The organism is Sulfitobacter sp. SH22 (assembly GCF_965641905.1).
Lineage (GTDB): Bacteria > Pseudomonadota > Alphaproteobacteria > Rhodobacterales > Rhodobacteraceae > Sulfitobacter.
In genome coordinates this window covers 3,308,034-3,335,000 of record NZ_OZ282573.1, presented here as the reverse complement: position 1 = coordinate 3,335,000, position 26,967 = coordinate 3,308,034, and the positions used below count along the sequence as shown (strand labels likewise).

The window sequence follows — 26,967 nt, the reverse complement described above, 5'->3', positions numbered from 1 at the left end:
CGTCCAACCGCAGACCTTCGACATAGGGCCAGTCCAGCACAGGATAGGCCACGCCAGGCATTTCGTCGGGGCGGAGCGCCGTCTCGAACGCCACATATTTCGCGCCCGACTGCACGCCGGCCATGTTCAACAGATCGGCCAGTTCAAACCCGTTCCACGGCACAACCATCGACCATGCCTCGACACAGCGGAATTTATACAGCCGCTCTTCGATGGTCATCGCCTTGAGGATATCCTCGAAGGCATAGGCACCGGGTTTGTCGACCATGCCGTCGATTTCGACCGTCCACGGGTCGATCGTCAACGCCTTGGCGTATTTCGCCGGATCATCCTTGCCGGTGCCGAATTCATAGTAGTTGTTGTAGGAAGTGATTTCTTCATAGGTGTTCGGCTCAAGCCCCTCGGGTGCGGCGCTTGCACCGGTGCTGATGCCCGCCAATCCGATACCAGCCAATGCGCCACCCATGATCTGCCGCCGGTTCATGAACGCGGCCTCGGGCGTTACGTCTTTATCCTTAAGCGTATTGATCCAGCGATTGGCCATTTGGGGCACTCCTTACATCTATATACATAGTAAGTAGTGCGCGGTTCAGGATCGACCAAACGGTAAGCGGCTACATTTCAGCAATCACACCGTATTGTCAGCACAATGCAAAAGGGCCGCAGCAACTGCCACGGCCCTTTTCATACTCTATATATAGTGGCGCTTAGTGAACCGTCGCCTCGTCCGGCTTGGGGCGGTTGCTGGCAGCCACCCTATCGCCGATGATCAAACCGTCAGCACCAGCCGACACAGGGATCAGATCGCCGTCCATCACATCCCCGGCCAGGATCATCTCGGCCAGCGGATCTTGCAGCGCGCGTTGGATCACCCGCTTCAAAGGCCGCGCGCCGAACACCGGATCATAGCCTTCGTCGGCAAGCCACTGCTTGGCACCCGCATCCAGTTCAAGCCCGATCTTGCGACCCGCAAGACGCTTGAGCAGGCGGCCGATCTGGATATCGACGATCCCGTTCATGTCCTCGCGTGCCAGACGGTCAAAGATGATCGTTTCATCCAGACGGTTCAGGAACTCGGGCCGGAAGTGCCCGCGCACTGCATCCATCACTTCGCGCTTGGCCTGCGCCATGTCGCCACCTTCGGGCAGCTGGCTCAGGGCCTGCGCACCAAGGTTGCTGGTCAACACGATCAAGGTCTGTTTGAAATCAACCTTGCGGCCCTGACCATCGGTCAGCACACCATCGTCCAGAACCTGCAACAACACGTTGAACACATCCGGATGCGCCTTTTCGACCTCGTCGAACAGCACAACCTGATAGGGCCTGCGCCGCACGGCTTCGGTCAGCACACCGCCTTCGTCATACCCGACATAGCCCGGAGGGGCACCGATCAGGCGCGACACGGCGTGTTTCTCCATGAATTCAGACATGTCGATCCGCACCATCGCGTTTTCGTCGTCGAACAGGAATTCGGCCACGGCTTTGGTTAGCTCGGTCTTACCCACACCTGTTGGTCCAAGGAACAAGAAACTGCCCAAAGGCCGCGCCTCGTCATTCAGACCGGCGCGCGCACGGCGTACCGCGTTTGCGACAGCTTTCACCGCCTGGTTCTGACCGATCACACGGTTGTGCAACTGGTCCTCCATGCGCAACAGCTTGTCCCGCTCGCCTTCCAGCATCCGGCCGGCAGGAATACCTGTCCAGCGTTCAACCACACTTGCGATCTGGTCGGGGCGCACCGCCTCTTCCACCATCACATCGGTTTCGCTTTCCTCGGCTTCGCCCAACTGACGCTCCAAATCGGGAATGACGCCATAAGACAGCTCTCCGGCCTTGGCCAAATTGCCTTCGCGCTTGGCGATCTCCAACTCGGCCCGCGCACGGTCCAGCTTTTCCTTCAGCTCGCGCGCACCTTCAAGACGGTCGCGCTCCCCTTGCCATTGCGCGGTCATCGCATCGGCTTTTTCCTGATAATCGCCCAGCTCTTTCTCGAGCTTCTCAAGGCGATCCTTGCTGGCGACGTCATCTTCTTTCTTCAACGCCTCGGCTTCGATCTGAAGCTGCATGATCTGACGGTCCAGCGCGTCCAACTCTTCGGGCTTGCTGTCGACTTCCATCCGCAAACGGCTGGCGGCTTCGTCCATCAGGTCAATCGCCTTATCAGGCAGGAAACGATCGGTGATATAGCGGTGCGACAAGGTCGCCGCCGCCACCAGGGCGCTGTCACTGATCCGCACACCGTGGTGCAGTTCATACTTTTCTTTAATACCACGCAAAATGCTGATCGTGTCTTCGACCGTAGGCTCCTCTACCATTACGGGCTGGAACCGCCGGGCAAGGGCCGCGTCTTTTTCGACATATTTACGGTATTCATCAAGAGTGGTCGCACCGATACAATGCAGTTCACCGCGCGCCAACGCAGGCTTGATCAGGTTGGCCGCATCCATTGCGCCCTCACCTTTGCCCGCACCGACAAGCGTGTGCATTTCGTCGATGAACAAGATCACTTCGCCCGCGGCTTCGGTCACTTCAGTCAGGACGGCTTTCAGGCGTTCCTCGAATTCACCGCGATATTTCGCGCCAGCAATCAGCGCCCCCATATCGAGCGCAAGCAGACGTTTGTTGCGCAGGCTTTCAGGCACGTCACCATCCACGATCCGCAAGGCCAGACCTTCGGCAATTGCCGTTTTACCCACGCCGGGCTCACCGATCAGAACCGGGTTGTTCTTGGTCCGACGGCTCAGCACCTGCATGGCGCGGCGAATTTCTTCGTCCCGGCCAATGATCGGGTCGATTTTGCCTTCGCGGGCACGTTCGGTCAGATCAAGACTGTATTTCTTGAGCGCGTCATAGCCTTCTTCGGCACTTGCCGTGTCGGCTGTACGGCCTTTGCGCACATCATTGATCGCGGTGTTCAGCGCTTGGGCTGACACCTTGCCATTGTCCAACGCATCTTTCGCGCCCGACTTGACCATGCACATCGCCATCAGAATGCGTTCAACCGGCACAAAGCTGTCGCCCGCCTTTTTGGCCAGCGCCTCTGCCTCGGCCAGAACTTTGGCTGTGGCGTTATCAAGATAGACCTGCGCGGCATCGCCAGTCACTTTGGGCATCTTACCCAGCGACAGCGTCAACGCTTCGACCACTCTGGCCGGATTACCGCCAGACGCCGAAATCAGATTGCTCGCGAGCCCCTGATCGTCATCCATCAAGGCTTTGAGCAGATGCTCTGGCGTCAGCCTTTGGTGGCTTTCGCGGGTCGCAATCGTCTGGGCGGCCTGAATAAAGCCGCGTGATCTCTCCGTGAACTTGCTCAAGTCCATGGTTCTCTCCTTTTCAAATAAGCGCCCGTTCGCATTGACGCCTGAATAGCAGCACGCCGTTGTGTGGGCCTTGACCTAAATCAAAGGTCTAAGCGCGCGCGTTTCAAGAGGACAGTCTTACAATAATATCCGCCCCCGATTTTAGCCCGACATCATGATCAGCGAAAAATGGCCCAGAAACGAAGTGGTTGGAAACATTCACTTAAAACCGCGTTTCGCAAAAAACCGCCTATGGCAAGTGAAAACTCAAGCCGCCTCAATTGACTGTTTTTAATGTGAAATTTATATTTATCCACACAGACAACGGGGGTGAATGGAACTTTTTAGCCACAGGTGCGTTTCCATTTCGAAGCCCCAGAAAACCACCGCTTCGAAACGACGACAGACTTACGGAATCAATGAGGTACGACACATGCAGACGCGCCCAATTCAGATGAACGACGTAATCTATAACGCGGCCGAGCAATGCTTTGAGGCGCTGGTGACAGTGCATGACGGCGACTGCTCTCGCAAATATGCCTGTTCGATCAACGCCCCGATTTCGACGTCATTCGCAGACGCAGCCGCTGGCCTGAGCAAACAAGCCGTACGTCGCCATATGTCGCGCGGCGGGATTTATAGCGAATTGCAGATCCAGTCACCGGCCCCGCGCGCAGGTCGCCCGCGGTTCGACGCCAAGGCGTGGCTTGCCCATGTTGTGACGCTACCCGGCCTGCGCGCCGCCTAGCATAGTCGCCTCGGATTTTTGATTTGCGGACCTGCCTTTGTACCCGCCCCGGTACAAAATCCGCAACGCCAGAGACATCTGCCTGCCTGCACAGTCTCTGACCACTGAACCCGGGAAACGCCTGCCGCGTTTTCCGGGTCTTTTTTCATTCCAATGGACTCTGACAACGGGGCACCGTAAAGCACATCCGTTTGCCAATGCCCCAAAAGCACGGAGTGCCCCCATGTCTGATGATCGCCTAATCGTAGCCCTTGATGTTCCTCACGCTGTTGCGGGGATGGAGCTTGCCCAGAAGCTGGGCGACAGCGTCGGGTTTTACAAAATCGGTCTGGGGATGCTGACCGGCGGCGGCCTTGGCCTTGCCAACGAGCTGATCCAGGAACATGGCAAACGCATCTTTCTGGACATGAAGCTGTTCGACATCGGTGCAACTGTCGAAGCTGCGGTGCGCGGTCTGGCCCAGTTTGATCTGGATTTTCTGACGGTCCATGGCGACCCCCATGTGGTGCGCGCCGCAATGGAAGGTGCCGCAGGGTCGCGCACCAAGATCCTTGCCGTGACGATCCTGACCTCGCTGGACCGCGCCGACCTTGACGCCGCCCTGATCCAGCAAGGCGATATTCCCGATCTGGTCGCCACCCGTGCGGGCCGCGCCTTTGACGCCGGTGCAGATGGCGTGATCGCATCCCCCCAGGAAGCCGCGCTGATCCGCGCATTGCCCGAGGCGGCAGGCCGGTTGATCGTCACCCCCGGCGTGCGCCCCCAAGGGGCTGCATTGGGCGACCAAAAGCGTGTGGCCACCCCGCATCAGGCCATCAAGGACGGCGCGGATCACATCGTGGTTGGCCGCCCTATCTGGCAATCCGAAGACCCAAGCGCCGCCGCGCGCGCCGTACTGGCCGAGCTTCCCTAAGACCGCCGAGACAAGCTATTGACTGTGTTAATTCGGTAACAGAACAATTTTTACAGTCGCAAAACGGGAATTCTGTCTTTGTAGAAACCCATTGGTATGGCAACCTTACTTTGTTGATACTCCCCGACGAACAGGTTCTTCCTGATGTTCGTCACCTCCCCCCGCAGCGTTGCGGGGGGTTCTTTCCCTCCCCTCCCTCTCGAAGCAGGTACAACCGTAGGCGGTGCTGGAAAGTCGGCACGGCTCGTTCATGGGCGATATAATCGGCATCCGTCATCAACTTCCAACACTGGCCTTCGTCGCCGAAAACAATCGCATCAGAAGTGGCCGCAGGCAGGTGCCCGACGAAAAACCAATTGGTTACACCGCGTTGCACGAAGGCCCGCTGCCAGACAATCGCGGCCTTCGGCAGCATCAGTCCCAGCTCTTCGAAACACTCGCGCTGAACACAATCGAACGGGGCTTCGCGCCCCTCACGACCACCGCCCGGCAAATCCCAGCAACCCGCAAACGGCAGCCCCTTGTGGTCATCGCGCAGGATGACAACCAACCGGTCCCCCAGATACAAAGCGATCTTTGCGCCGCCAAATGCCATGTTCAAGCGCTTGCTCCTGCGTTATCTTGTGTGGATCATCCGTAGGCCCCAAAACCCCTTATGCCCGCTCTTTGCCGCGATTGCCTGTCCCAAATCACACCCGCGCGCCGCTGCCCGGCCTGTGGCAGCCCCCGTGTGACATCACACCCCGAACTGTTTGATCTGTCGATCGCGCATATGGATTGCGATGCTTTCTATGCGTCGGTCGAAAAACGCGACAATCCTGCTCTGAACGGCAAGCCCGTCATCATCGGCGGCGGGCGGCGCGGTGTGGTATCGACCGCCTGCTACATCGCCCGGATCAAGGGGGTGCGATCGGCGATGCCGATGTTTCAGGCGCTAAAGCTGTGCCCCGAGGCGGTGATCATCACGCCGCGCATGGATGCCTATGTCGAAGCGTCCCGCGCCATCCGCACCATGATGGAGGAACTGACCCCCGCGATCCAACCCCTGTCGCTGGACGAAGCATTTCTGGATATGACCGGCACCACCAAACTGCACGGTGCCCCGCCCGCCGTCATGCTCGCAAAGCTGGTCCGGCGGATGAAAACCGAACTTGGCCTGACCGGATCAATCGGCCTGTCGCATAACAAGTTTCTGGCCAAGGTCGCATCTGATCTGGACAAACCCCACGGGTTTTCTGTGATCGGTCAGGCCGAAACGATGACATTCCTGAAAGACAAACCCGTCAGCATGATCTGGGGTGTCGGTGCTGCCACGCTCGCATCGCTGAACAAGGCGGGCATTCAGACCTTCTCGGACCTGTTGCGATGGGAACAAACCGATCTGATCGCCCGCTTTGGCAGCATGGGTGACCGTCTGTGGCATCTTGCGCGGGGTCAGGACAAACGGCGCGTGTCTTCTCAAGAGCCGATAAAGTCGATCAGCAACGAGACCACCTTTAACGACGACACCTCAGACCCCGACCTGCTGGACGGCCATCTGTGGCGCATGGCGCAAAAGGTGGCGGACCGCGCCAAGGCCAAGAACCTTGCGGGGCGGGTTGTTGTCCTCAAGCTCAAACGCGCCGATTTCTCGCTGATTACGCGGCGGGTGTCGCTATATGACCCGACGCAGCTGGCCGACCGTATCTACCGCACAGCGCGCGGGCTGTTTGATCAGTTGAACGACCCCGGCCCCTTTCGCCTGCTGGGCTGCGGTATCTCGGACCTGAGTGATGCCGATGGTGCCGATCTGTCGGGTGACCTGCTGGACCCCGATGCCACCCGCCGCAGCAAGGCAGAGCGCGCAACGGATGCGATCCGGAACCGGTTTGGCGACAAGGCGATCGTCAAAGGCCGCGCGCTGCGCTGATTACGCTGGTTACTCAGCCGCCAGCGGGACGCGCCCCTGGCCGATCTGTGCAATTTCAGCGACGACCGCTTGCAGCGCCTTTTGCACGGTCTCGAAATTTTCATTCGGGCGCACCAGTGCTTCGTTCATATAAAGCGACCGGTCCAGTTCGATCTGCACCGCATGCTGCCCCCGCGACGGCCGCCCGTAGGTCTGCGTGATATAGGCCCCGGCAAAGGGCGTGTTGCGGGTCACGTTGAACCCCGCAGCGGTAAAGGCGGCCTCGATCCGGTCCACCACATCGCCACTGGCTGCTGCGCCAAAACGGTCGCCAATCACCACATCGGGCCGCTTCATCCCGCGCAAGGCAACGCCGTCCATCGCCTCGTGCGGCATCGAATGGCAGTCGACCAATACGGCCTGGCCATGTCGCTGATGCGCCGCGCCCAGCAATTGTTGCAGCATCGCGTGATAAGGACGCCAATAAGAATCGATACGTTTCTCGGCCTCTTCGAGGGATATTTTGCCGCAGTAAATCCCGCGACCATTCGCAACAACCCGTGGAATCACCCCAAGACCAGAGGCAACACGCGGATTATGCCCCTGCCTGCGCACCCCTTCGATCAGGGCGGGGTCCAGTTCTTCGCAGGCGCGATTCAGGTCGACATAGGCCCGCGGCACGCCCGCCATAAGAAAAGGCGCGCCATATTCAGGGGCTGCATTGAACAACAAATCAACGAAAGCATCCTCGGACGAACGGATCGCATGATCGTCCAAAACTGTGGAAGACAGGAAGGAAAAGCTGTAATTACGGCCCGAATGAGGGGACGCAAACACCACACAAGAGCGGTTCCGGTCAGGGTGAATGACTTCGTAAGCGACCTGTGACATGCAAGCTCCTTTCAAAAACCAACATAGCGCATGTTTTTACAAAGCCAAAACCCCTTGATCATACCTGCGACTCTATTTATAGCCCCCCTATCGGCGCGGAAATTTGCGCCCCTTTTTTGTTGGGGGGCAGGCTTTCGGGCTACATAGGGGGTGATTAGCTCAGCGGTAGAGCACTTCGTTGACATCGAAGGGGTCACTGGTTCGATCCCAGTATCGCCCACCACCTAATTCATTGGTCCAGCACTCGCTGGACTGCCCGCAACCCGGCGCTGGCCCGCGCCACGACAAAGGAGAACGACCATGAAGGTTCGCAATTCGCTCCGCTCGCTCAAAAACCGGCACCGTGACTGCCGCGTTGTGCGTCGCAAAGGCCGCGTTTACGTGATCAACAAAACGCAGCGCCGGTTCAAAGCCCGCCAGGGTTAAGAACTGCTCGCATCCAGTTAGAAAGGCCGTTCCTTCGGGGACGGCTTTTTTCGTTTGGGGGTGAAATATCGGACATGCGGACAAAGCCGCCTATTGTGTTGCGCGGGCAAGCTGACAAAATCCAAGCCACACCTGATGTTTTCCACCTGACCCAAGAACGGATCGCTTCTTGAAAACGCACCTTTTAAAAATCTTGATACTGGCGGTTTTGAACAGCCTCTGCCTTGCGATCATCAACGATGTCGCGCTTTCTCTATGGGGCAGACCGCGTGGTGTCAGTTTTGGGATAATGCTTTATTATCTATGGATTTTTCTCAGCGTTCAGGGGTTGGCAACTATCGCCCTATTCTACTTCGTCGGGCCCAAAACCTCAATTTTCGCTACGTTTTTCCTTATTCTTTCGATCGCCTGGTTCTTGTTTCCGGGCAGTTTCAGCCCCGCCTACGTGGCAGTCGTTCTCGGGGCCGCGATATTATCCGCATTGTTTTTCCTGCGCGAAGCAAGGCATCGGGCCCGGCGGCAGAACGAGCCGCTTTAGCCAGCAGACATTCCCCCACTAATCCGTCGGCCACCCTTGCGCTCCCTCTCACACAGCCTAGGTTCCTGTCAGACATAGAATTCTGAACCGAGAGGGACCTCCATGACCGATCTGCCCGACTACACGCCCCCCGCCGTCTGGGAATGGGAAAAAGGCAACGGCGGTAAATTCGCCAATATCAACCGTCCTGTCGCGGGTCCGACATCCGAGAAAGAGCTGCCCATCGGCAAGCATCCGATCCAGTTGTATTCGCTGGCGACCCCCAACGGCGTGAAAGTCACCGTTCTGCTTGAAGAGCTTTTGGCCGCAGGTCACGAGGGCGCGGAATACGACGCGTGGCTGATCAACATCGGCGAGGGTGATCAATTCGGGTCCGGCTTTGTTGACGTGAACCCGAATTCAAAAATTCCGGCGATGATGGATCATTCCGGCGACAAACCGCAGCGGATTTTCGAATCTGCGTCGATGATGCTGCATCTGGCAGAAAAATTCGGGGCCTTCCTGCCCAAAGACCCAAGCCAGCGCACCGAATGCATGTCGTGGCTGTTCTGGCAAATGGGCAGCGCGCCCTATCTGGGCGGTGGCTTTGGCCATTTCTATGCCTATGCGCCGGTGAAGATCAAATATTGCATCGACCGTTTCGCGATGGAAACCAAGCGCCAGCTTGATGTGCTGGACCGCCACCTGGCCGACAACGAATATATGGCCGGCGACTATTCAATCGCGGATATGGCGATTTGGGCGTGGTATGGTCAATTGGTGCTGGGCCGTTTGTACGAAGCGGCCGAATTCCTTGATGTGGCGTCCTATAAAAACGTCATGAGATGGGCACAGACAATCGACGCGCGCCCTGCCGTTACACGCGGCCGCATGGTCAATCGCCCCTTTGGCGAACCCGAAATGCAGCTGCATGAACGCCATGACGCAAGCGATTTCGACACCAAGACCCAGGACAAGATCGGCTCCTGAACCAGAAAACCGGCGTTTTGCTGCTATAAACGCGGCAAAACGCTTATCAAAGTATTTTAGTCAAGAATACCTTGAAACACCGCGCCGAATCTGTTTCTTACTGATTTAGTAAGTTTTAAAAAACAGATGGACATTTTCATGACCCTGACTAAATCCGCTCTTGTTGCCACGCTCATGGCCTCAGCCGCCCTGCCCGCCTTTGCCGAAGGCCAGCTGAACATTTATTCCTCGCGTCACTACGACACGGATGAAAAACTCTACTCCGACTTTACCGAACAAACCGGCATCACAATCAACCGGATCGAAGGCAAAGCCGACGAATTGCTGGCCCGTATGCAGGCCGAAGGGGCGAATTCCCCCGCCGATATTCTTGTGACAGTCGACACCAGCCGCCTGAGCCGCGCCAAGAACATGGGCCTGCTGCAATCGACCGACAGTGACATCCTCGAGGAACGCATTCCCGCAAACCTCCAGGACAGCGACAATGAATGGTTCGGCTTTTCGCAACGTTCCCGCATCGTCTTTTACGCCAAGGATACCGTCGATACCCCGCCAATGACCTATCTCGAACTGGCCGACCCTGCGTTCAAGGGCAAGGTTTGTATCCGGTCGTCCTCCAACGAATATAACCAGACGTTGCTGGCGGCGATGGTCACGCATTACGGTGAAGAAAAAGCCACCGCATGGGCGCAGGGTGTCGTCGACAACATGGCCCGCGCACCACAGGGCGGTGACACCGACCAGCTGCGCGGTCTGGTGTCCGGCGAATGTGATATTGCCGTATCCAACACCTATTACTTTGCCCGCGCCCTGCGCACCGACGTGGATGGCGTCAGCGCTGAAATCGACAAAATCGGCTGGGTCTTCCCTGATCAGGACGGCACCGGCGCTCATATGAACCTGTCCGGGGCTGGCGTCGCAGCCAACGCGCCCAACCGTGACAACGCGGTAAAGTTCCTCGAATACCTGTCGTCTGACAGCGCGCAGGTCTATTTCTCGACCGGAAACGACGAATTCCCGGCGGTCAAAGGGGTCGAACTGGCTGAATCAGTCGCGAAGCTGGGTGAATTCAAAGCGGATGAAGTGAACCTTTCCGACGTGGCGGAGAACATCCCCGCAGCGCAAAAGATCTTTGACGCGGTGGGCTGGGAATAACGCCCGCCCCCACGCCTGATTGAACGATAAAAGGCCGCATCGACACAGCGTCGATGCGGCCTTTTGCTTTTCCAGACCCAAATATGTGCCGTTAGTGAACCCCCGTACGGGCCGCGACCCTAGCGTTGCCGCCCGACCTGCCGGCAGATCAGGATCACCGGCAGCAGCCCCATCGCCACAATCACCAGCGACGGCACCGCAGCACCGTCCAGACGTTCATCACTGGCCAGGCGGTAGGCCTGCACCGCAAGCGTGTCATAGTTGAAGGGCCGCATGATCAGCGTCGCGGGTAGCTCCTTCATCACGTCCACAAACACGATCAACAGCGCCGTCAACAGACTGGGCGACAGGATCGGCAAATGCACACGCCGCAAGGTGCCGACCGGGGTTTCACCCAAGGACCGTGCCGCCGAATCCATATTCGCATGCACCATCGATTGCCCGCCCTCGTAAGCCCCCAAAGCCGCTGCCAGAAACCGCACCATATAGGCCGCGACCAGCAGCCAGATCGACCCCGTGACCAGCAACCCTGTCGAGATATCAAAGGTGCTGCGCATCCATGCGTCGAGCGTGTTGTCAAAGGCCGCAAAGGGCACCAGCAAGCCCACGGCGATCACACCGCCCGGCACCGCATACCCCAACCGCGCCACATAGGCCGCGCCGTTGGACAGCTTGCCCGGACGCAACCGCTGAAAGAACCCCACGCAAACCGCCGCCATCACGGTTAACACAGCAGCGATCCCCGCAAGCGTGACGGAGTTGCGGATGAACCCGAGGTAGCGGGGGCTGAGCAGGTCTTGCTCGGAGCCGATGCCCATTGAAAACAGGATCACAACCGGCAGCGCAGCCCCCAACAGCACCGGCACGCCACAGGCAATCAACGCCACGGCCGCGCGCCAGCCGTTCAGTTGCAGCGGTGGCATCGCCACGGCGCGGCGCGAGGGGTCGTGGTATTTCGCCTTGCCGCGCTGGATACGCTCAAGCATCGCCAACAGCAGCGCAAAGCTGAGCAGGCACAGCGCCAGTTGCGCGGCACCGGCACGGTCGAACAGGGAAAACCAGCTGGTATAGATGCCCGTTGCAAAGGTCTGGACGCCGAAATAGGAAACCGTCCCGAAATCCGCGATCGTCTCCATCACCGCCAGCAACACGCCGCCCGCAATGGCAGGCCGTGCCAGGGGCAAGCTGACCTTGTAGAACGCCACCCACGCGCTGCTGCCCAAGGCACGCGCGGCAAGGAATGTCGTGGCCGATTGCTGCAGGAACGCGGCGCGGGCCAGCAGGTAGACATAAGGGTAGAGCACCAAGATCAGCATCAGCGCAGCACCGCCCAGCGATCTGATCTCGGGGAACCAGTAATCGCGGGGTCCCCAGCCGGTCACATCGCGCAGCGATGTTTGCACGATACCGGGGTGATCAAGCACATGGGTATAGGCATAGGCCAGCACATAGGCGGGAAAGGCGAGCGGCAGAACCAAAGCGATCTCGAGAACCTTGGCCCCCGGAAAGCGGGTCATCGTGACCAGCCACGCAGCCCCCACCCCCAAGGCAAATGTCCCCCCCGCCACGATAACCACCAGCAGCAACGTGGTGCCGGCATAGGCGGGCAGAACCGTGTCCAACAGGTGGCGCACGGTTTCGGTGCCCCCCACAAGGGCCGCCAGCAGCACCGCCAGCATCGGCAGCGCACAAGCCGCAGCAATCGCAACGGCAACGCCTGCAAGAAAGCGCAACCCGTCACGGGGGGCTTTCACAAGGGTTTCAGCAGGGTTTGTCTGGCGCAATGTCATAGGTTCGGTTTCGACTATTTTAGTCGGAAATACCAGCGGGCTGCGCAAAATTATCGTTCCGGCCGGTGCGACGTGGTGCCGCCTTCGGCGAGGATATTTAAGAGCCAGAGAACAGGGGTGCCATCAGTCGTAGCTGCGTTGGTCTTCGATAACGAGGCCGTCTTTGGGCAAGGTGCCGGGGTCGACGATCACGATCGTGCCTTTGAGTTTGAGCACATCAACCACAGTTTGCGCATAGGCGTCAGCATCACCGCCGGTGGCTTCGATCTGCACGGTCATCACGTCTTGTTCACCGGCGCGGCTCGCGATGACGCGGGCCTTGGTGATCTCGGCGTGGTGGGCGACAAGGGCGGCAACCTGTTCGGGGCGCACAAACATGCCTTTGATCTTGGTGGTTTGATCGGCGCGGCCCATCCAGCCTTTGATGCGCATATTGGTACGGCCACAGGGCGAAGTGCCCGGAAGGACGGCGCTGAGGTCGCCCGTGGCAAAGCGGATCAACGGGTAGTCGGGGTTGAGCGTGGTCACGATGACTTCGCCGACTTCGCCAGCGGGGACGGGGTTGCCCGTGCCGGGCGTGACGATTTCGACGATGACGCTTTCATCGACGATCATCCCCTCCATCGCGGGGGTTTCATAGGCGATGTTGCCCAGATCGGCGGTCGCATAGCTTTGCAGGCAGGTGATGCCGCGGCCGGTGTAATAGTCGCGCAAGGACGGGAAGAGCGCGCCGCCCCCGACTGCCGCCTTGGTGATGCCAAGGGTCACACCCATTTCATCGGCTTTTTCGAGAATGATCTTGAGGTAGTCGGGCGTGCCGGCATAGGCGGTCGTGCCGACATCGCGCGCGGCGATCACCTGAAGTTCAGTCTGGCCGGTGCCTGCGGGCAGCACGGCAGCCCCGACAGCCTGCGCGCCGGATTCAAAGATCATGCCCGCAGGGGTCAGGTGATAGCCAAAGCAGTTCTGCACGATATCACCCGCCCCGATGCCAACCGCATGCAGGAACCGGCCCATGCGCCACCAGTCGGGCGCGTTAGACGAGGGTTCATAGATCGGGCCGGGCGATTGGAACACATGGGTGAAGCCATGGGCAGGTTTGGTCGTAAATCCGCCAAAGGGGGCCGAGGTCGCTTGTGCCTTGCCCAGTTCGGATTTGCGCAGAACCGGCAAGGCAGCAAGGGCGTCAGCACTGGTGATGGTCGCAGGGTCGATCCCGTCGAGTGATCCGGCATAGCCCGGCAAGGCTTGGGCGCGGGCGATCTGTGCGGGCAAGGCCTGCGCAAGATCGGCGGCGCGCGCTGCGGCGCTGCGGGTCTCAAGCTCATCGAAGTGGGACGTCTGTGCCATGTTGCTTACTCGCAATTCATGTGAAGGTCAGGATCGGTGGCAAGGGTCGGGTTAGCTGAGCCAGCGCTTGCGGCGGCGGTAGCTGCGCACGTCGCGGAAAGATTTGCGGCCTTCGTCGGACATGCCGAGGTAGAATTCCTTGACGTCCTGATTTTCGCGCAAGTCAGCGGCGGGGCCGTCCATCACGACACGACCGGATTCAAGGATGTATCCGTAATGGGCAAAGCGCAACGCCACGTTGGTGTTCTGTTCAGCCAGCAGGAAAGTCACGCCTTCCTGTTCGTTTACCGACTTCACGATCTCGAAAATCTGTTCGACCAACTGCGGGGCCAGACCCATGGAGGGTTCGTCCAGCAGGATCGTTTCGGGGCGTGACATCAGGGCGCGGCCAATCGCGCACATCTGTTGTTCACCGCCCGAGGTATAGCCCGCCTGGGATTTGCGCCGTTCGCGCAGACGCGGGAAATATTCATAAACCATCTCGAGATCACGCGCGATCGCGGCCTTGCCGTCACTGCGGGTATAGGCCCCGGTCAGCAGGTTCTCTTCGATGGTGAGGTGTTCGAAACAATGCCGGCCTTCCATGACCTGCACGACACCGCGTTTGACCATGTCGGCGGGGTCGGATCTATGCACCGGTTCGTCACGGTATTTGATCGACCCTTTGGTGACTTCGCCGCGTTCGGAGTGCAGCAGGTTCGAAATCGCCTTGAGCGTCGTCGTCTTGCCCGCGCCGTTGCCGCCAAGCAAAGCCGTGATACCGCCCTTGGGGACCTTCAGGCTCACGCCTTTGAGCACCAGAATGACCGAGTTATAGATCACTTCGATATTGTTGACCTCAAGAAGGGTCTCGACCTGCGCGTCGGGCGTTGGGGTGGCGTCCAGCATGGGTGTCTCTTTCATAGATGGCGGTTGTCGGGATGCGGCGAAACGGGCCGCCGCATCCCAAGTCAAAGGCTTGGCTTAGCAGCCCGGTGTGATGCCGGTTTCAGCTGCAAAGGCCGCTGCGTCTTCTTCGATCAGCGGTGTCAGCACGTCCTGGTCGGACTGCTCGTAACCTGTGATCAGGCTCCAGCTGTCAGCCGCTGCATCCCACTGGGATACGGCAACAAGACCGTTACCACCGTGGTTTTCGCAAGAAACACTGAACTCGGGACCAAAGTTCGGCAGACCCAATCCGGCCATCTTCGCTTCGGTGATTTCCAGTGCTTCCATACCGTCACGCATCTGTGCAGGTGTCAGCGCCGTTGTGTTGTGGATGCCTTGGGCTGTTTTCGCAGCTTCGGCAGCCAACATCGCGGCATAGAGACCACGGTTGTACAAAGCGGTACCGATCTGGTCGCCCGCACCGGCAGCTTTGCCCGCATCAACAACAAACTTCTGGATGTCCGCAAAGACGGGGAAGTCGCTGCCCACGTTGTGGAATGTCAACGCTTTGTAGCCATTGGCCGCTTCGCCCGCTGGACGCACGTCGTTTTCAGAACCGGACCACCAGATGCCGATGAACTGGTCCATCGGGTAACGGATGTTCGCCGCTTCCTGAACGGCAACCTGGTTCATAACGCCCCAGCCGTACATGATCACGTTGTCAGGCTTTTCGCGGCGGATTTGCAGCCACTGCGATTTCTGCTCCTGACCGGGGTGGTCAACGGGCAGCAAGGACAGTTCAAAACCGTGCTTCTTGCTCAGCTCTTCCAGGGTGCGGATCGGCTCTTTGCCGTAGGCAGAGTTGTGATAGACCAAAGCGATCTTCTTGCCCTCAAGGCTGCCACCGTTCACGTCCAGCAGGTGCTTGATCGCGACCGATGCGCCATCCCAGTAGTTCGCAGGGTAGTTAAAGATGTTCTTGAACACAGCGCCGTCTTTGGCGGATGTGCGGCCATAGCCCATCGAGTGGACAGGAATGCCGTCAGCGGTCGCTTTGGGGATCAGCTGATAGGTGATGCCTGTGGACAGCGGCTGATAAACCAAAGCGCCTTCGCCTTTGGTGCTTTCATAGCATTCCACACCTTTTTCGGTGTTATAGCCGGTTTCGCATTCGATCATGCGGATCGGTTCGCCACCGATGCCACCATCACGCTCGTTCAGCAGCGTGAAATAATCCGCATAGCCATCCGCGAAGGGGATACCGTTTGCGGCGTAGGGGCCGGTGCGGTAGCTCAACGATGGAAAGACAAGCTCTGCCATTGCCGGGCCTGCGGCCAATGTGACGCCAAGCGCCAGTGTGGTCAGTTTCAGTTTCATGTTCATCGGTGTTTCCTCCCTTGGATATGTCCGATAGTGCCGGGTTTGCCCGGTCGTCTTCTTCGGCGTGGGTCTCCTCCCCCACCATGTGCCGTCCCCTAGTGCGGGAAGGGCCACAATCTCAGTTTTTCCTTGGCGACGCGCCACAGTTGGGCAAGGCCGTGCGGTTCTGCGATCAGGAACACGATAATCAGCCCCCCGACGATCACAAGCTGCAAATGCGCCACGATATCCGTGGGCCAGCCCAGCCAGTCCACGCCAACGATCTTGAGCACGACCGGCAGCAGCACCAGAAACGCGGCCCCGGCAAAGCTGCCAAAGATGGACCCCAGCCCGCCGATGATGATCATGAACAACACCAGGAATGATTTCTGGATACCGAACACTTCGCCAACCTCGACAGCGCCCAGATAGATCGAAAAGAACAGTGCGCCCGAGATGCCGATAAAGAACGACGAAACCGCAAAGGCCGTCAGCTTGGCCCGCAACGGGTTCACGCCGATGATTTCAGCCGCGATATCCATGTCACGGATCGCCATCCATTTGCGCCCCACCGACCCGCGGGTCAGGTTGCGTGCGACATAGGCGCTAAAGATCACGAACATCAGACAGAACAGATAGGTCGCCCAGGCTTGGGTATTCGCGCCGGTGATGTTGATGCCCAGAAAGGTACGCTCGGGTGCGCTGATCTGACCCGATGCCGAATAGTTGTAAAACCACGGCACCCGGTTGAACAGCCACACAAGAAAGAACTGCGCCGCCAGTGTCGCCACCGCCAGATAGAACCCCTTGATCCGCAGTGACGGCAAACCGAACAGCACACCAACCGCAGCCGTAATCAGACCCGACAGCAAGACATGCACCAGCATGCTCACATCGGGAAAGCTGGTCATCAGCTTGTAGCAGGCATAGGCCCCCACCGCCATGAAACCACCGGTACCCAAGCTTACCTGCCCGCAATACCCCACCAGAATATTCAACCCGATCGCCGCGATGGCATAGATCAGAAACGGCAGGAAAAGCGAATTCACCCAATAGTCGTTGATCATGAACGGGATCACGAAAATGGCGACAAACAGCACAAAGTAATAGCGGTACCGGTCAAACTTGATCGGAAACGTCTGGCTGTCTTCTGCATAGGTGGAGCTGAAATCCCCTGATTCACGATAAAGCATCAGACGCGCTCCTCATTCCAAATGGTTTTAAATCCTGGGGCCCGAACGATACACATTGGCAGAGCCCCGATCCGACGATTGCCATGGCTACACACGTTCAATGATCTTCTCCCCAAATAGACCCTGCGGACGGAACACGAGGAAAATCAGCGCCAGCATATAGGCAAACCAGTTCTCGGTCGCACCGCCAAGGAAGGGCGCGCCAATCAGGAATTCGAACAGTTTCTCACCCACACCGATGATCAAACCACCGACGATCGCACCGGGGATCGAGGTGAACCCGCCCAGCATCAACACCGGCAAAGCCTTCAACGCGATCAGCGACAGCGAAAACTGCACGCCCGATTTCGTGCCCCACATGATGCCGGCCACAAGGGCGACAAACCCGGCCAGCGACCACACAAGGATCCAGATAAAGTTCAGCGAAACCCCGACCGACAAGGCCGCCTGATGGTCATCCGCCACAGCCCGCATGGCGCGGCCCTGCTTGGTATATTGCGCGAACATGACCAACCCGATGACCAGCAACGCGGCGATGATGCTCGCGACAATATCAAGGTTGTCGATAAAGAAGCCGTAGCCCAAGACCTCGAACGTGGTCTCGTCGATCCATGTGTTGATGCCCTGCGGCAGGCCCACATCCATTGATTTGATGTCAGACCCCCACATCAGATCGCCGACGCCTTCAAGGAAATAGGCCAGACCGATGGTCGCCATGAACAAGATTATCGGCTCTTGGCCAACCAGATGGCGGAACACCAAGCGCTGCACGACATAGGCCAGCGCGATCATCACCACCATGGTCAGCAAAATCGCCAGAAACGCCGGAACGTTCCAGCCAAAGTGATGCACATCGGTGCCGAACACGGCGTTGATCAAGTGGCTGAAGGGCACCTGCCCGTCCATGATCCCGGCCAGCGTCAGCGCCGCAAAAAGCGCCATAACGCCTTGGGCATAGTTAAAAATGCCGGATGCTTTGTAAATTAGAACAAAACCCAACGCGACAAGCGCATAAAGCACCCCCGCCATCAGACCGTTCGCGGTTACCTCTAGGGCAAAGGCCAGTTGCTCAGGCATATCAGACCCTCCAGTTCGCAAAGTTTAGGTCAAAATCAGTCATCATGTGCGACCCCCAGATAGGCGTCGATGACGTCTTGGTTGTTGCGCACATCGTGCGGCGAGCCGTCGCCGATCTTTTTGCCGTAATCCATCACGACCACGCGGTCGCTCAGGTCCATGACCACGCCCATGTCGTGTTCGATCAGAACAATCGTCGTGCCGAATTCGTCATTCACATCCAGAATAAAGCGGCTCATGTCCTCTTTTTCCTCGACGTTCATCCCCGCCATCGGTTCATCCAACAACAAGATCGACGGCTCGGCGGCCAATGCGCGGGCCAGTTCGACCCGTTTTTTCAATCCGTAAGACAAGCGCGAAACCGGCGTCTTGCGGATCGCCTGAATCTCAAGGAAATCGATGATCTTCTCGGCGACTTCGCGGTTCGCAGTCTCTTCACGCTCAGCCTTACCCTTCCAGAGGGACTGCCAGAACAAACCGGTTTCCATATGGGTCAAACGGCCGGTCATGACGTTATCCAGAACGGTCATCCCTTCGAACAACGCGATGTTCTGGAACGTCCGCGCGATGCCCTGCTCGGCCACCTGAAACGGTTTCATCGCGGCGCGGCGCGCGCCTTTGTACCAGACTTCGCCATCCTGCGGGACGTAGAACCCGCTGATCACGTTCAACATGGAGGATTTGCCCGCGCCGTTCGGCCCGATGATCGCGCGAATTTCACCTTCGCGAATATCAAGCGAAATGTCTTTGATCGCCTCCACACCGCCGAACCGCAGGGTGATGTTTTTCATCTCCATCACCACCGGGCCGATCTGGCGACCATCCGCTGTGACGTAGCCGTCAGCCTGATCCTTCATGCTACACCCTCTTTCCAAATGGTCTTAAAATCCACTGCGCAACCCATGCGCCCGAAAACGCCACTCATGATGCTCATGCTGCGGCCTTCTTCTTGCGATTATCTGCGAATACCTTGGCATCGCGCACTTCCAATGTGGCCGCAATCGACCCTTTTCGCCCGTCTTCATAGGTCACTTCCGTGACCGTGCTGACCGACGGCGATCCATCGTAAAGTGCGTTGATAATGTCTTCGAACTTTTCGCCAATCACCTTGCGGCGTACCTTGCGGGTGCGTGTCAGTTCACCGTCATCGGCGTCCAGTTCCTTGTGCAGCACGACAAAGCGGTGCACCTGACAACCCGACAACATCTCGTCTTCGGCGATGGATGCATTGACCTCTTCCACATGGCTTTGGATCTGGTCCATCACCTGCGGATGCCGCGCCAGTTCCTGATAGGACGCATAGCCGATGTTGTTGCGCTCGGCCCAGTTGCCCACGGCGGTCAGGTCGATGTTGATAAACGCGGTGCATTCCGTGCGACCGTTGCCGAAAACAACCGCCTCAAGAATATTCGGGAAGAACTTGAGCTTGTTTTCAACGTATTTCGGCGCGAACAGGCTGCCATCGGCCATTTTGCCAACGTCCTTGGCACGGTCGATGATGCGCAGATGGCCTGTGCTTTCCTCGATAAAGCCCGCGTCGCCGGTGGCGACCCAGCCTTCAGCATCCTTGGTATCTGCGGTGCTTTCGGGGTTCTTGTAATATTCGACGAACACGCCGGGGCTGCGGTAGAACACCTCGCCATTCTCGGCGATCTTCAGTTCCACGCCGGGGCAGGTCACGCCAACCGTGTCACTGCGCACTTCGCCATCGGGCTGCGCTGTGATGAACACGGTCGCTTCGGTCTGACCGTAAAGCTGTTTCAGGTTGATCCCAAGCGACCGGTAGAAATCAAAAATTTCAGGCCCAATCGCTTCGCCCGCAGTATAGCCCACGCGCACGCGGCTCAGGCCCAGCGTGTTTTTCAGCGGGCCGTAAATCATCAATTCGCCAAGACCGTATTTCAGCCGGTCCATCAGACCTACGGGTTTGCCATCCAGAATGGCGGGGCCAACCTTGCGTGCGACTTTCATGAAACGGTCGAACAGCCATTTTTTGAAACGGCTGGCGTCTTCCATGCGGATCATGACGCTGGTCAATTGTGTTTCAAACACGCGGGGTGGTGCGAAATAATAGGTCGGTCCGATTTCGCGCAAATCGACATGCATCGTGTCAGCGGATTCAGGGCAGTTGGTGCAGAACCCCGTCCAAAGCGCCTGACCGACCGAGAATATGAAATCACCAACCCATGCCATCGGCAGATAGGCCAGAATATCATCGGTCTGGCGCAGGTGATCGAATTCAGAAGACGACTTGGCCGTTTCAATAATATTGCGGTTGCTCAGCACAACACCCTTGGGCTTGCCCGTGGTGCCGGAGGTGTACAGCATGACGCCGGTGCTGTCATAATTCAGCTTGGCCTGACGCGCTTCAAGCTCCTTGATGTGCTTGTCGCGGTTCTTGCGGCCCATGTCCTGAACGGCAGCATACTGGTCCAATGCAGCGTGGTCGTATTTGCGCAAACCGCGTGGATCAAGATAGATGATGCGTTCGAACTGGGTCAGCTGGTCTTGAACCTCAAGCACCTTGTCGACCTGTTCCTGATCACCAGCGATGACAAAACGGGCACCACAGTGGTCCAGCACATAGGCCATCTCTTCGGCGTTCGCGTCCTGGTACAGCGGCACGGGCACGGCACCTACCATTTCGGCTGCCATCATCGCCCAGTACAGGTACGGGCGGTTGCGGCCGATGATGGCGATGAAATCACCCTCGTTGGCACCAAGCTCAAGAAAGCCAAGGGCAAGCGCTTCGACCTCGTCGCGCGTTTGCGACCAGGTCCAGCTTTGCCAAATACCAAATTCCTTTTCGCGATACGCAGGGGCGTTCGCGAATTGCTTTGCATTGCGGTGCAACAACGCCGGAACGGACTGCGGTCCGTCGGCGCTCACAAGCTTGTAAGCCAAATGTCTTCCTCCCAAGTCCTGCTCTTTATCGGCAGGTCGATCACTGGTGCGATTCTGATGTCGTACCATGATGTTGATCACAGCCTGTGCGTCAACTTATTCCTAATGATTTCTCAATCCTTACGAATTGTTACAGGGCGCATTTTCATCGGCGGGCCTTTGCGCAGCCCTGTCGATGGTGATAGCCATTGGATGACAAAGGGGGGACCAAATGCAGCTGAATGATACGCAAACAAGCGCGATGACCGCCGCCGGTCTGAACCTGATTGCCCAAGCGCTCACGATCTATGACGCTGATCTGCGACTGGTTTTGTGCAATGCCCCGTTTCAGCAAATGTTCAATCTGCCCCCTGCTTTTGTCACACCGGGGGCCAGCTTTCAGGAAACCATCACCCATCTGGCCCGATCCGGCGAATATGGCGAGGTCGCTGATGTGGATGCCTTTGTCTCCGAACGTGTCGTTCAGGCCCGCGCCTTTGAAGCACATTATATGGAACGCACCCGCGCCAACGGCCGCACCATTTCAGTCGAAGGATCACCCCTGCCCCAAGGCGGATGGGTCACTGTTTATACCGACATTTCCCACACCAAACAGCACGAGGCCCTGTTGCGCGCGCGATCGGACGCGCTGTCGGGGCAGGTGATTGCCCATGCCGAACAACTGTCCGCGACCAACCGCGAACTGGCCGCGATGAACAGCGCCCTGGAAGAAGCCAAGCGCCAGTTGACCCTGTCAGAAGCGCGCACCCGCCTGACCACCGAAATGATGCCCGCCCATATCGCGCATGTGGACGCAGAGGGGCGCTATACCTATTCCAACCGCCGCCTGTCTGCCGTGATGCCAGGGCGGCCGACCGACCTGATCGGGCGCAGCATCCGCGATATATTGGGCCCTCAGGCCCATGACTGCATCACGCCATCCCTGACCCAGGCCTATGCCGGCAAACAGTCGATTGTGGAGTTCACCGACGAAGCCAGCGCCCGCCGCATCCGTGGGGCCTTTACCCCCGATAACAACGGCGGCGTCTATATTCTGTCGATGGACGTGACCGAAGAAACCCAGAACCGGACCGCCCTGCAACAGACCCGCCGCCGTGAAGTTGCGGCGCAGGTGATTTCGGGGCTGGCGCATGATTTCTCGAACCTGCTGACCATCATTCTGGGCCTGCAATCGCGTTTGGCTCGCCTTGACGCCCTGCCAGCCCCCGCCGCACCGCTGATCGAAGGGACCCTTGCCGCCGCCCGCCGCGGCGGGGCGCTGCTGAGCACGATTGCGGATATGACCGGCGCGCGCACCCTGCGCCCCACCGCGACGCCCATCGCCAACCTGCTGTCCGACCTGAGCCTGCTGGCCAAGCCCACGCTGCCCAAAGCCGTTGAATTGCGTATTACGAACTTGATGCCGGACCAGCCGGTTTTGCTGGACAGCGGGCTGGTTCAAGACGGACTGCTGAACCTGATCCTGAACGCCCGCGACGCCTGCGGCATGGCGGGGATGATCACGCTCGAAGTCAGGCAGGTCCATGACACCTGGATCGAATTTGTCTTGCAGGATACCGGACCGGGGTTTTCCGCATCGGCGCTGGAACATGGATGCGCCCCGTTTTTCACCACCAAAGGGGCCGAAGGGTCGGGTCTGGGCCTGCCCATGGTCTATGACATGACCAAATCCGCTGGCGGCGATTTGCGTCTGTCAAACACAACAGACGGCGCGCAGGTCACCATGCGCCTGCCGTACCGCCCCGCCGTTGCTGCCACCACCGGGTTGGTGCTGCTGGTCGAAGACGCCGATGATTTGCGCGCGTTGGTGCGCGATATGCTGATGGGCTTGGGCCATTCGGTGATTGAAGCGGCCAGCGCAGACGAGGCAACGGCCCTGCTTGCCGATCTGCCAGACATCTCGTTGATCCTGTCCGACATCCAACTGGTGGGCGAGGCAACCGGCCTTGATCTGGCCAGACGTCTTGGCCCAAGCGCCCCGCCCTTGGTCCTGATGACATCCCTGCCGACCGATGACGCGCTGTTTCTTGAGGCGCAAAAACAGGCACCGGTTTTACGCAAGCCCTTTGGCGCAGATGATTTGACTGCACTGATCAAACCCCAAGAGATAGCCGCCCAATGACCCGCCCCCTTGTCACCATTCTGGACGATGAACCCGAAATCCGCACCCTGCTGGCCGATGTGCTGGAAGAGGCCGGTTTTGACACCCTCAGCTTTGGCCGCGCCCGCGCGTTCGAAGCAGCCCTCGCCACCCATACCCCCGATGTCTGCCTTGTCGATCTGTCCCTGCCCGACACGGACGGGCTGACGCTGGTGCACCGGCTGGCGCTGGAACAAGGTGCCATCGTCATTATCATCTCGGGCCGCGCGCAGGTGCAGGACCGGGTGACGGGGCTTGAACTTGGGGCCGATGATTACATCATCAAACCGTTTGATCCCGCCGAGGTCGTGGCCCGCATCCGCGCCCGCCTGCGCAGCACCAAACCCGCAACACAAGCAGGCAATGTTGCTGTGTTCAACGGCTGGACCGCGCATTTCGACCGCTACACCCTAGAAGACGACGCCGGGTCCGAGACCCCATTCTCTCATGCCGAAGGCGAAGTACTGCGCCTGTTTCTGGACGCGCCGAAACGTCTGATCAGCCGCGCACAAATGCAAACCAGCCTTGGCGGCGTCGCATCAGAAAGCTTTGACCGCGCGATGGATGTCCGTATCTCGCGCCTGCGCACCAAGCTGCGCGAAGACCCGAAAAACCCGCAACTGATCAAAACCATCTACGGCGCAGGCTACATCTTTCTGGGGGACGTGACGTGGAGCTGACGCCCCGCCAGCTTGGCCCTGATGATCCGGCTTTGGCCGATCTGCTGACCCTGATGCGCGATTGTTTCGCCTATATGGAAGGGCGGATCGACCCGCCCAGCTCGCTTGGCAAGGTCACGCAAGCATCCCTGCAAGAAACCGCATCCGAGGCCGAGATCTGGTGCATCGGTGCCCCGCCCGTCGCCTGCATGGTCCTGACCCCGAAACCCGACGTGCTGTATCTGGGCAAACTATGTGTCGCCCCGCCCCATCAACGACTTGGCCTTGCGCGCCACCTGATCGACCATGCCAGCGCCCGCGCCCGCGCGCTGGACCTACCGATGCTTGAACTTCAAACCCGGGTTGAACTGGTGAACAATCACGCCACGTTTCGCGCACTTGGGTTCACCGAATACGCGCGCACGGCCCATGCGGGATATGACCGCCCCACCAGCATCACGATGCGCAAACCGGTCGCCTAACCGCCCAGCATCGCGCGCATGGCCGGAATGGTTTCATCATTGAACCACCCGCCCTCCGGCGCGTTGGCACCCGCAGCGATGCCCGCCTTGATCTTGGCAATCGCCTCGCCCCTGATCTGGCGTTTAACCGATGCAAAGGTGGCTGGCGGGATCTGCCCCAGCTTGGCGGCCTCGGCCAACGCCGCTTCCAGCAGTTCCTCATCCGGCACGATCCGGTCCACAATACCGGCGATCCGCGCCTCCTCGGCTGACATGGGTTGCCCCGTCAACATCAGCCGCCGCAGATCATTCGGTGACAAAGTCGCCCGCGCAATTTCCAGCGGCCCCAACGGAAAATCGACACCGACGCGCACCTCGGCCAGACCGAAGGCTGCCCGCGCCGCAGCAATGCGAAAATCGCTCGCCAGCACATAGAACAACCCGCCCGCAATCGCCGCACCGTTGACGGCAACGACTGTCGGCTTGGCACATTCAAACAACGCCAGAAACCCTTCGTTCAGCCCTTTGACAATCGCGTGCTGCGCGGCCAGATCAAAGCCTTGCGCCTGCTTCAGGTTCACCCCTGCGGAAAACACCTTGAAGGGCGACGCAAGAGCAATCGCGCGCACGGCATCATCGGCCTCAAGCGCCTTGATCCTGCCTGCAAACTGCATCAACCCGTCAGCCGACAGCGCGTTCACCGGGCCATTGTTCAGCGTCAGGCAAACCACCCCGCCTGCATGTTCGCTTTGGATGATATCTGATGTTTGGGTCATATGCGTGGTCTCCTCGTGACTGGCCATAGCGTTTCATCCATTCGCACCGCCGTCATCCGGTATTTTGCATTCCCGTCAATTTTCCGTTGCCTTCCCCGTGACATGACCGTTAGATTCAAGCCATGATTGAATGCCTTCTTTACCGCACCAGCCAGGCACAGCGGCAGATTTTCTATCGTGTCGAGATCGCAATGAACCTGTTCAGCGAAGTTTCTGTGTTGCGCGAATGGGGCACCGCAGGCGGACGCCCCAAAGCGGTGGTGCAGTGCTTTGGCAACCTGCGCGAGGCATCCCGCGCGGCAGATATCCACCGCAGCCGTGCCGAACGACGCGGCTACCTACGCAGCTGATCCCAAACGGCTCACAGCATGGGCCAAGACCTGCACGCCCGCGACCAGATCAGCCTCGTCCGTGTCCTCCTCGAAGGTGTGACTTAGCCCGCCAATCGACGGCACAAACAACATCGCCACAGGCAACAGCCGCGCAACATTGGTCGCATCATGCAAGGCACCTGATGGCATGTTACGCCATTTTCCGGGGGCAACCGCCTCTGCGCCGTCCTCAAGTGCGCGCCGCAAACGCGGGTCCATCGCGACTGGCTCAAGCCCCAAAAGCGGCCCGAAACTCAACCCTATGCCCTGCGCCTGCGCCACCTCGGCAGCGGTTTCACGAATGATCGTTTCCATGCGCGCCAGCCGGTCGGTATCCGCATCCCGCCACTGCATCGAAAACACCGCACGCCCCGGCACAATGGAGGATGCATTGGGATGCAGCGACACATGCCCGATCGTCCAGACCGTTTGCGGCGTCACCACATTGCGCAACCTGTCGTTCAGCAGCGTGTTGAACGACGACACCGCCTGAAACGCATCCCGCCGCAAATGCATCGGCGTCGTCCCCGCATGGTTTTGCTGCCCGTCAAAAGTGACCTTCATGTCCCGGATACCAACGATATCCGTCACAACACCGATTTTTTCACCGCTGGTGTCCAGACTTGGCCCTTGCTCGATATGCAATTCGATAAAACCGGTGAACACCTCCGACGCTACCTCTCCCGTGACCATATCCGCCATCGCCTGCCGCGCAGTGCCAAGTGCAACGCCGGCATGATCTTGCAGCACATCCGCGCTGGCCAATGTTTCATGACCCGACCAGACAGCACTGCCCGTCGTCACCCCGAACCGCCCTTCCTCATCCTGAAAAGACACCACGGAAACAGCCGGCCCCCCAGCCTCTTTCGCGGCCCGCGCAACCTCCAAAGCAGCAATCACCCCCAAGGCACCATCCAGCCAGCCGCCTTCCGGTTGGCTGTCCGAATGCGACCCCAGCAAAAGGGATGGCCCGTCAGCCAGACCAAACAGGTTCCCCATCGCATCAACCTCGACGCGCAAACCGATCTGGGTCATTTGCCCTGCCAGCCAGCGCCGCGCTTCAATGTCCGGCGCGCTATAGCCCGGGCGCACGACACCCTTGCCAACACCCGCAGCCCCGAAACTGCGCAGCTTGTGCAAATCCGCCAAAAACCGGTCACCATCTACCTGCATCACACACCACACCTTCT

Annotated in this window: 25 protein-coding genes and 1 tRNA gene (1 of these 26 cut by a window edge); 12 read left to right on the top strand and 14 right to left on the bottom strand. The window is 58.9% G+C overall.

Going from position 1 to position 26,967, the window contains the following annotated elements:
• A protein-coding gene (gene msrP / locus ACSQ13_RS18280; protein WP_295511168.1) for a protein-methionine-sulfoxide reductase catalytic subunit MsrP crosses the window boundary here: on the bottom strand, nt 1–544 show its 5' portion. The gene continues 365 nt to the left of window position 1, outside the view; 544 of the gene's 909 nt are visible here — the first part of the coding sequence; its start codon is at nt 542–544; its stop codon lies off the left edge, out of view.
• Between the two features lie 163 nt (nt 545–707).
• A complete protein-coding gene (clpB, locus tag ACSQ13_RS18275) occupies nt 708–3,323 on the bottom strand; it encodes an ATP-dependent chaperone ClpB (protein WP_176249042.1) in 2,616 nt (871 codons plus the stop codon).
• Between the two features lie 412 nt (nt 3,324–3,735).
• Between clpB and ACSQ13_RS18270 the strand changes: the two genes are divergently transcribed.
• Both ACSQ13_RS18270 and pyrF read left to right on the top strand, forming a co-directional pair.
• A complete protein-coding gene (locus tag ACSQ13_RS18270) occupies nt 3,736–4,050 on the top strand; it encodes an orotidine 5-phosphate decarboxylase (protein WP_295511164.1) in 315 nt (104 codons plus the stop codon).
• 223 nt (nt 4,051–4,273) lie between these two features.
• Complete coding sequence (pyrF, locus tag ACSQ13_RS18265) at nt 4,274–4,963, top strand: orotidine-5'-phosphate decarboxylase (protein WP_295511162.1); 690 nt, start codon at nt 4,274–4,276, stop codon at nt 4,961–4,963.
• Nucleotides 4,964–5,114: 151 nt separating this feature from the next.
• On the opposite strand, the gene ACSQ13_RS18260 is transcribed toward pyrF, so the two are convergent.
• Nucleotides 5,115–5,558 (bottom strand): NUDIX hydrolase, encoded by a 444-nt coding sequence (locus tag ACSQ13_RS18260; protein WP_295511159.1) that lies wholly within the window; start codon nt 5,556–5,558, stop codon nt 5,115–5,117.
• 60 nt (nt 5,559–5,618) lie between these two features.
• On the opposite strand from ACSQ13_RS18260, the gene ACSQ13_RS18255 reads away from it, so the two are divergent.
• Entirely contained in the window at nt 5,619–6,872 is a 1,254-nt protein-coding gene (locus ACSQ13_RS18255) for a DNA polymerase IV (RefSeq protein WP_295511156.1), read from the top strand.
• 9 nt (nt 6,873–6,881) lie between these two features.
• Here the strand turns inward: ACSQ13_RS18255 and ACSQ13_RS18250 are convergent, their stop codons facing one another.
• Nucleotides 6,882–7,742 (bottom strand): N-formylglutamate amidohydrolase, encoded by an 861-nt coding sequence (locus tag ACSQ13_RS18250; RefSeq protein ID WP_176249038.1) that lies wholly within the window; start codon nt 7,740–7,742, stop codon nt 6,882–6,884.
• 148 nt (nt 7,743–7,890) lie between these two features.
• Between ACSQ13_RS18250 and ACSQ13_RS18245 the strand changes: the two genes are divergently transcribed.
• From ACSQ13_RS18245 to ACSQ13_RS18225, 5 genes are all read left to right on the top strand, one after another.
• Nucleotides 7,891–7,965, top strand: a tRNA-Val gene (locus ACSQ13_RS18245).
• Nucleotides 7,966–8,042: 77 nt separating this feature from the next.
• The gene (gene ykgO, locus ACSQ13_RS18240) at nt 8,043–8,168 is read left to right on the top strand and encodes a type B 50S ribosomal protein L36 (RefSeq protein WP_005850168.1); all 126 of its coding nucleotides are present in this window, start codon (nt 8,043–8,045) and stop codon (nt 8,166–8,168) included.
• Between the two features lie 169 nt (nt 8,169–8,337).
• Nucleotides 8,338–8,706: a hypothetical protein gene (locus ACSQ13_RS18235; protein WP_295511154.1), complete on the top strand. Its 369-nt coding sequence runs from the start codon at nt 8,338–8,340 to the stop codon at nt 8,704–8,706.
• Nucleotides 8,707–8,808: 102 nt separating this feature from the next.
• A complete protein-coding gene (gene yghU / locus ACSQ13_RS18230) occupies nt 8,809–9,675 on the top strand; it encodes a glutathione-dependent disulfide-bond oxidoreductase (RefSeq protein WP_295511151.1) in 867 nt (288 codons plus the stop codon).
• 138 nt (nt 9,676–9,813) lie between these two features.
• Nucleotides 9,814–10,830 (top strand): Fe(3+) ABC transporter substrate-binding protein, encoded by a 1,017-nt coding sequence (locus tag ACSQ13_RS18225; protein WP_176249035.1) that lies wholly within the window; start codon nt 9,814–9,816, stop codon nt 10,828–10,830.
• 119 nt (nt 10,831–10,949) lie between these two features.
• On the opposite strand, the gene ACSQ13_RS18220 is transcribed toward ACSQ13_RS18225, so the two are convergent.
• The 8 genes from ACSQ13_RS18220 to ACSQ13_RS18185 form a co-directional block, all read right to left on the bottom strand.
• On the bottom strand, nt 10,950–12,620 hold the full coding sequence (locus ACSQ13_RS18220; RefSeq protein ID WP_176249034.1) for an ABC transporter permease: 1,671 nt from the start codon (nt 12,618–12,620) through the stop codon (nt 10,950–10,952).
• A gap of 123 nt (nt 12,621–12,743) precedes the next feature.
• A complete protein-coding gene (locus ACSQ13_RS18215) occupies nt 12,744–13,970 on the bottom strand; it encodes a phenylacetate--CoA ligase family protein (RefSeq protein WP_176249033.1) in 1,227 nt (408 codons plus the stop codon).
• A 51-nt stretch (nt 13,971–14,021) separates the two neighbouring features.
• Nucleotides 14,022–14,858, bottom strand: coding sequence for an ABC transporter ATP-binding protein (locus ACSQ13_RS18210; RefSeq protein ID WP_176249032.1), 837 nt, complete (start codon nt 14,856–14,858; stop codon nt 14,022–14,024).
• Between the two features lie 75 nt (nt 14,859–14,933).
• A complete protein-coding gene (locus ACSQ13_RS18205; RefSeq protein WP_176249067.1) occupies nt 14,934–16,214 on the bottom strand; it encodes an ABC transporter substrate-binding protein in 1,281 nt (426 codons plus the stop codon).
• A gap of 98 nt (nt 16,215–16,312) precedes the next feature.
• Nucleotides 16,313–17,389, bottom strand: a complete 1,077-nt coding sequence (locus tag ACSQ13_RS18200) for a branched-chain amino acid ABC transporter permease (protein WP_176249031.1) — start codon at nt 17,387–17,389, stop codon at nt 16,313–16,315.
• Nucleotides 17,390–17,476: 87 nt separating this feature from the next.
• Nucleotides 17,477–18,466 (bottom strand): branched-chain amino acid ABC transporter permease, encoded by a 990-nt coding sequence (locus tag ACSQ13_RS18195; protein WP_176249030.1) that lies wholly within the window; start codon nt 18,464–18,466, stop codon nt 17,477–17,479.
• 35 nt (nt 18,467–18,501) lie between these two features.
• A complete protein-coding gene (locus ACSQ13_RS18190) occupies nt 18,502–19,323 on the bottom strand; it encodes an ABC transporter ATP-binding protein (protein ID WP_176249029.1) in 822 nt (273 codons plus the stop codon).
• Nucleotides 19,324–19,396: 73 nt separating this feature from the next.
• Entirely contained in the window at nt 19,397–21,370 is a 1,974-nt protein-coding gene (locus ACSQ13_RS18185; protein ID WP_176249028.1) for an AMP-binding protein, read from the bottom strand.
• A 211-nt stretch (nt 21,371–21,581) separates the two neighbouring features.
• Here ACSQ13_RS18185 and ACSQ13_RS18180 point away from each other — a divergent pair, with 211 nt between their 5' ends.
• The 3 genes from ACSQ13_RS18180 to ACSQ13_RS18170 are packed head-to-tail and all read left to right on the top strand — an operon-like array spanning nt 21,582 to nt 24,651.
• Entirely contained in the window at nt 21,582–23,492 is a 1,911-nt protein-coding gene (locus ACSQ13_RS18180) for a PAS-domain containing protein (RefSeq protein ID WP_176249027.1), read from the top strand.
• Entirely contained in the window at nt 23,489–24,190 is a 702-nt protein-coding gene (locus ACSQ13_RS18175) for a response regulator transcription factor (RefSeq protein ID WP_176249026.1), read from the top strand. Before ACSQ13_RS18180 ends, ACSQ13_RS18175 begins: the two co-directional genes overlap by 4 nt.
• On the top strand, nt 24,181–24,651 hold the full coding sequence (locus tag ACSQ13_RS18170) for a GNAT family N-acetyltransferase (protein ID WP_295511140.1): 471 nt from the start codon (nt 24,181–24,183) through the stop codon (nt 24,649–24,651). Before ACSQ13_RS18175 ends, ACSQ13_RS18170 begins: the two co-directional genes overlap by 10 nt.
• On the opposite strand, the gene ACSQ13_RS18165 is transcribed toward ACSQ13_RS18170, so the two are convergent.
• On the bottom strand, nt 24,648–25,406 hold the full coding sequence (locus ACSQ13_RS18165) for an enoyl-CoA hydratase/isomerase family protein (protein ID WP_295511137.1): 759 nt from the start codon (nt 25,404–25,406) through the stop codon (nt 24,648–24,650). The genes ACSQ13_RS18170 and ACSQ13_RS18165 overlap by 4 nt on opposite strands.
• A gap of 122 nt (nt 25,407–25,528) precedes the next feature.
• Here ACSQ13_RS18165 and ACSQ13_RS18160 point away from each other — a divergent pair, with 122 nt between their 5' ends.
• Entirely contained in the window at nt 25,529–25,756 is a 228-nt protein-coding gene (locus ACSQ13_RS18160; protein WP_176249024.1) for a WGR domain-containing protein, read from the top strand.
• Here ACSQ13_RS18160 and ACSQ13_RS18155 read toward each other — a convergent pair.
• Complete coding sequence (locus ACSQ13_RS18155; protein ID WP_295511133.1) at nt 25,745–26,950, bottom strand: Zn-dependent hydrolase; 1,206 nt, start codon at nt 26,948–26,950, stop codon at nt 25,745–25,747. The two genes, ACSQ13_RS18160 and ACSQ13_RS18155, sit on opposite strands and share 12 nt — an antisense overlap.
• Between the last annotated feature and the right edge of the window lie 17 nt (nt 26,951–26,967).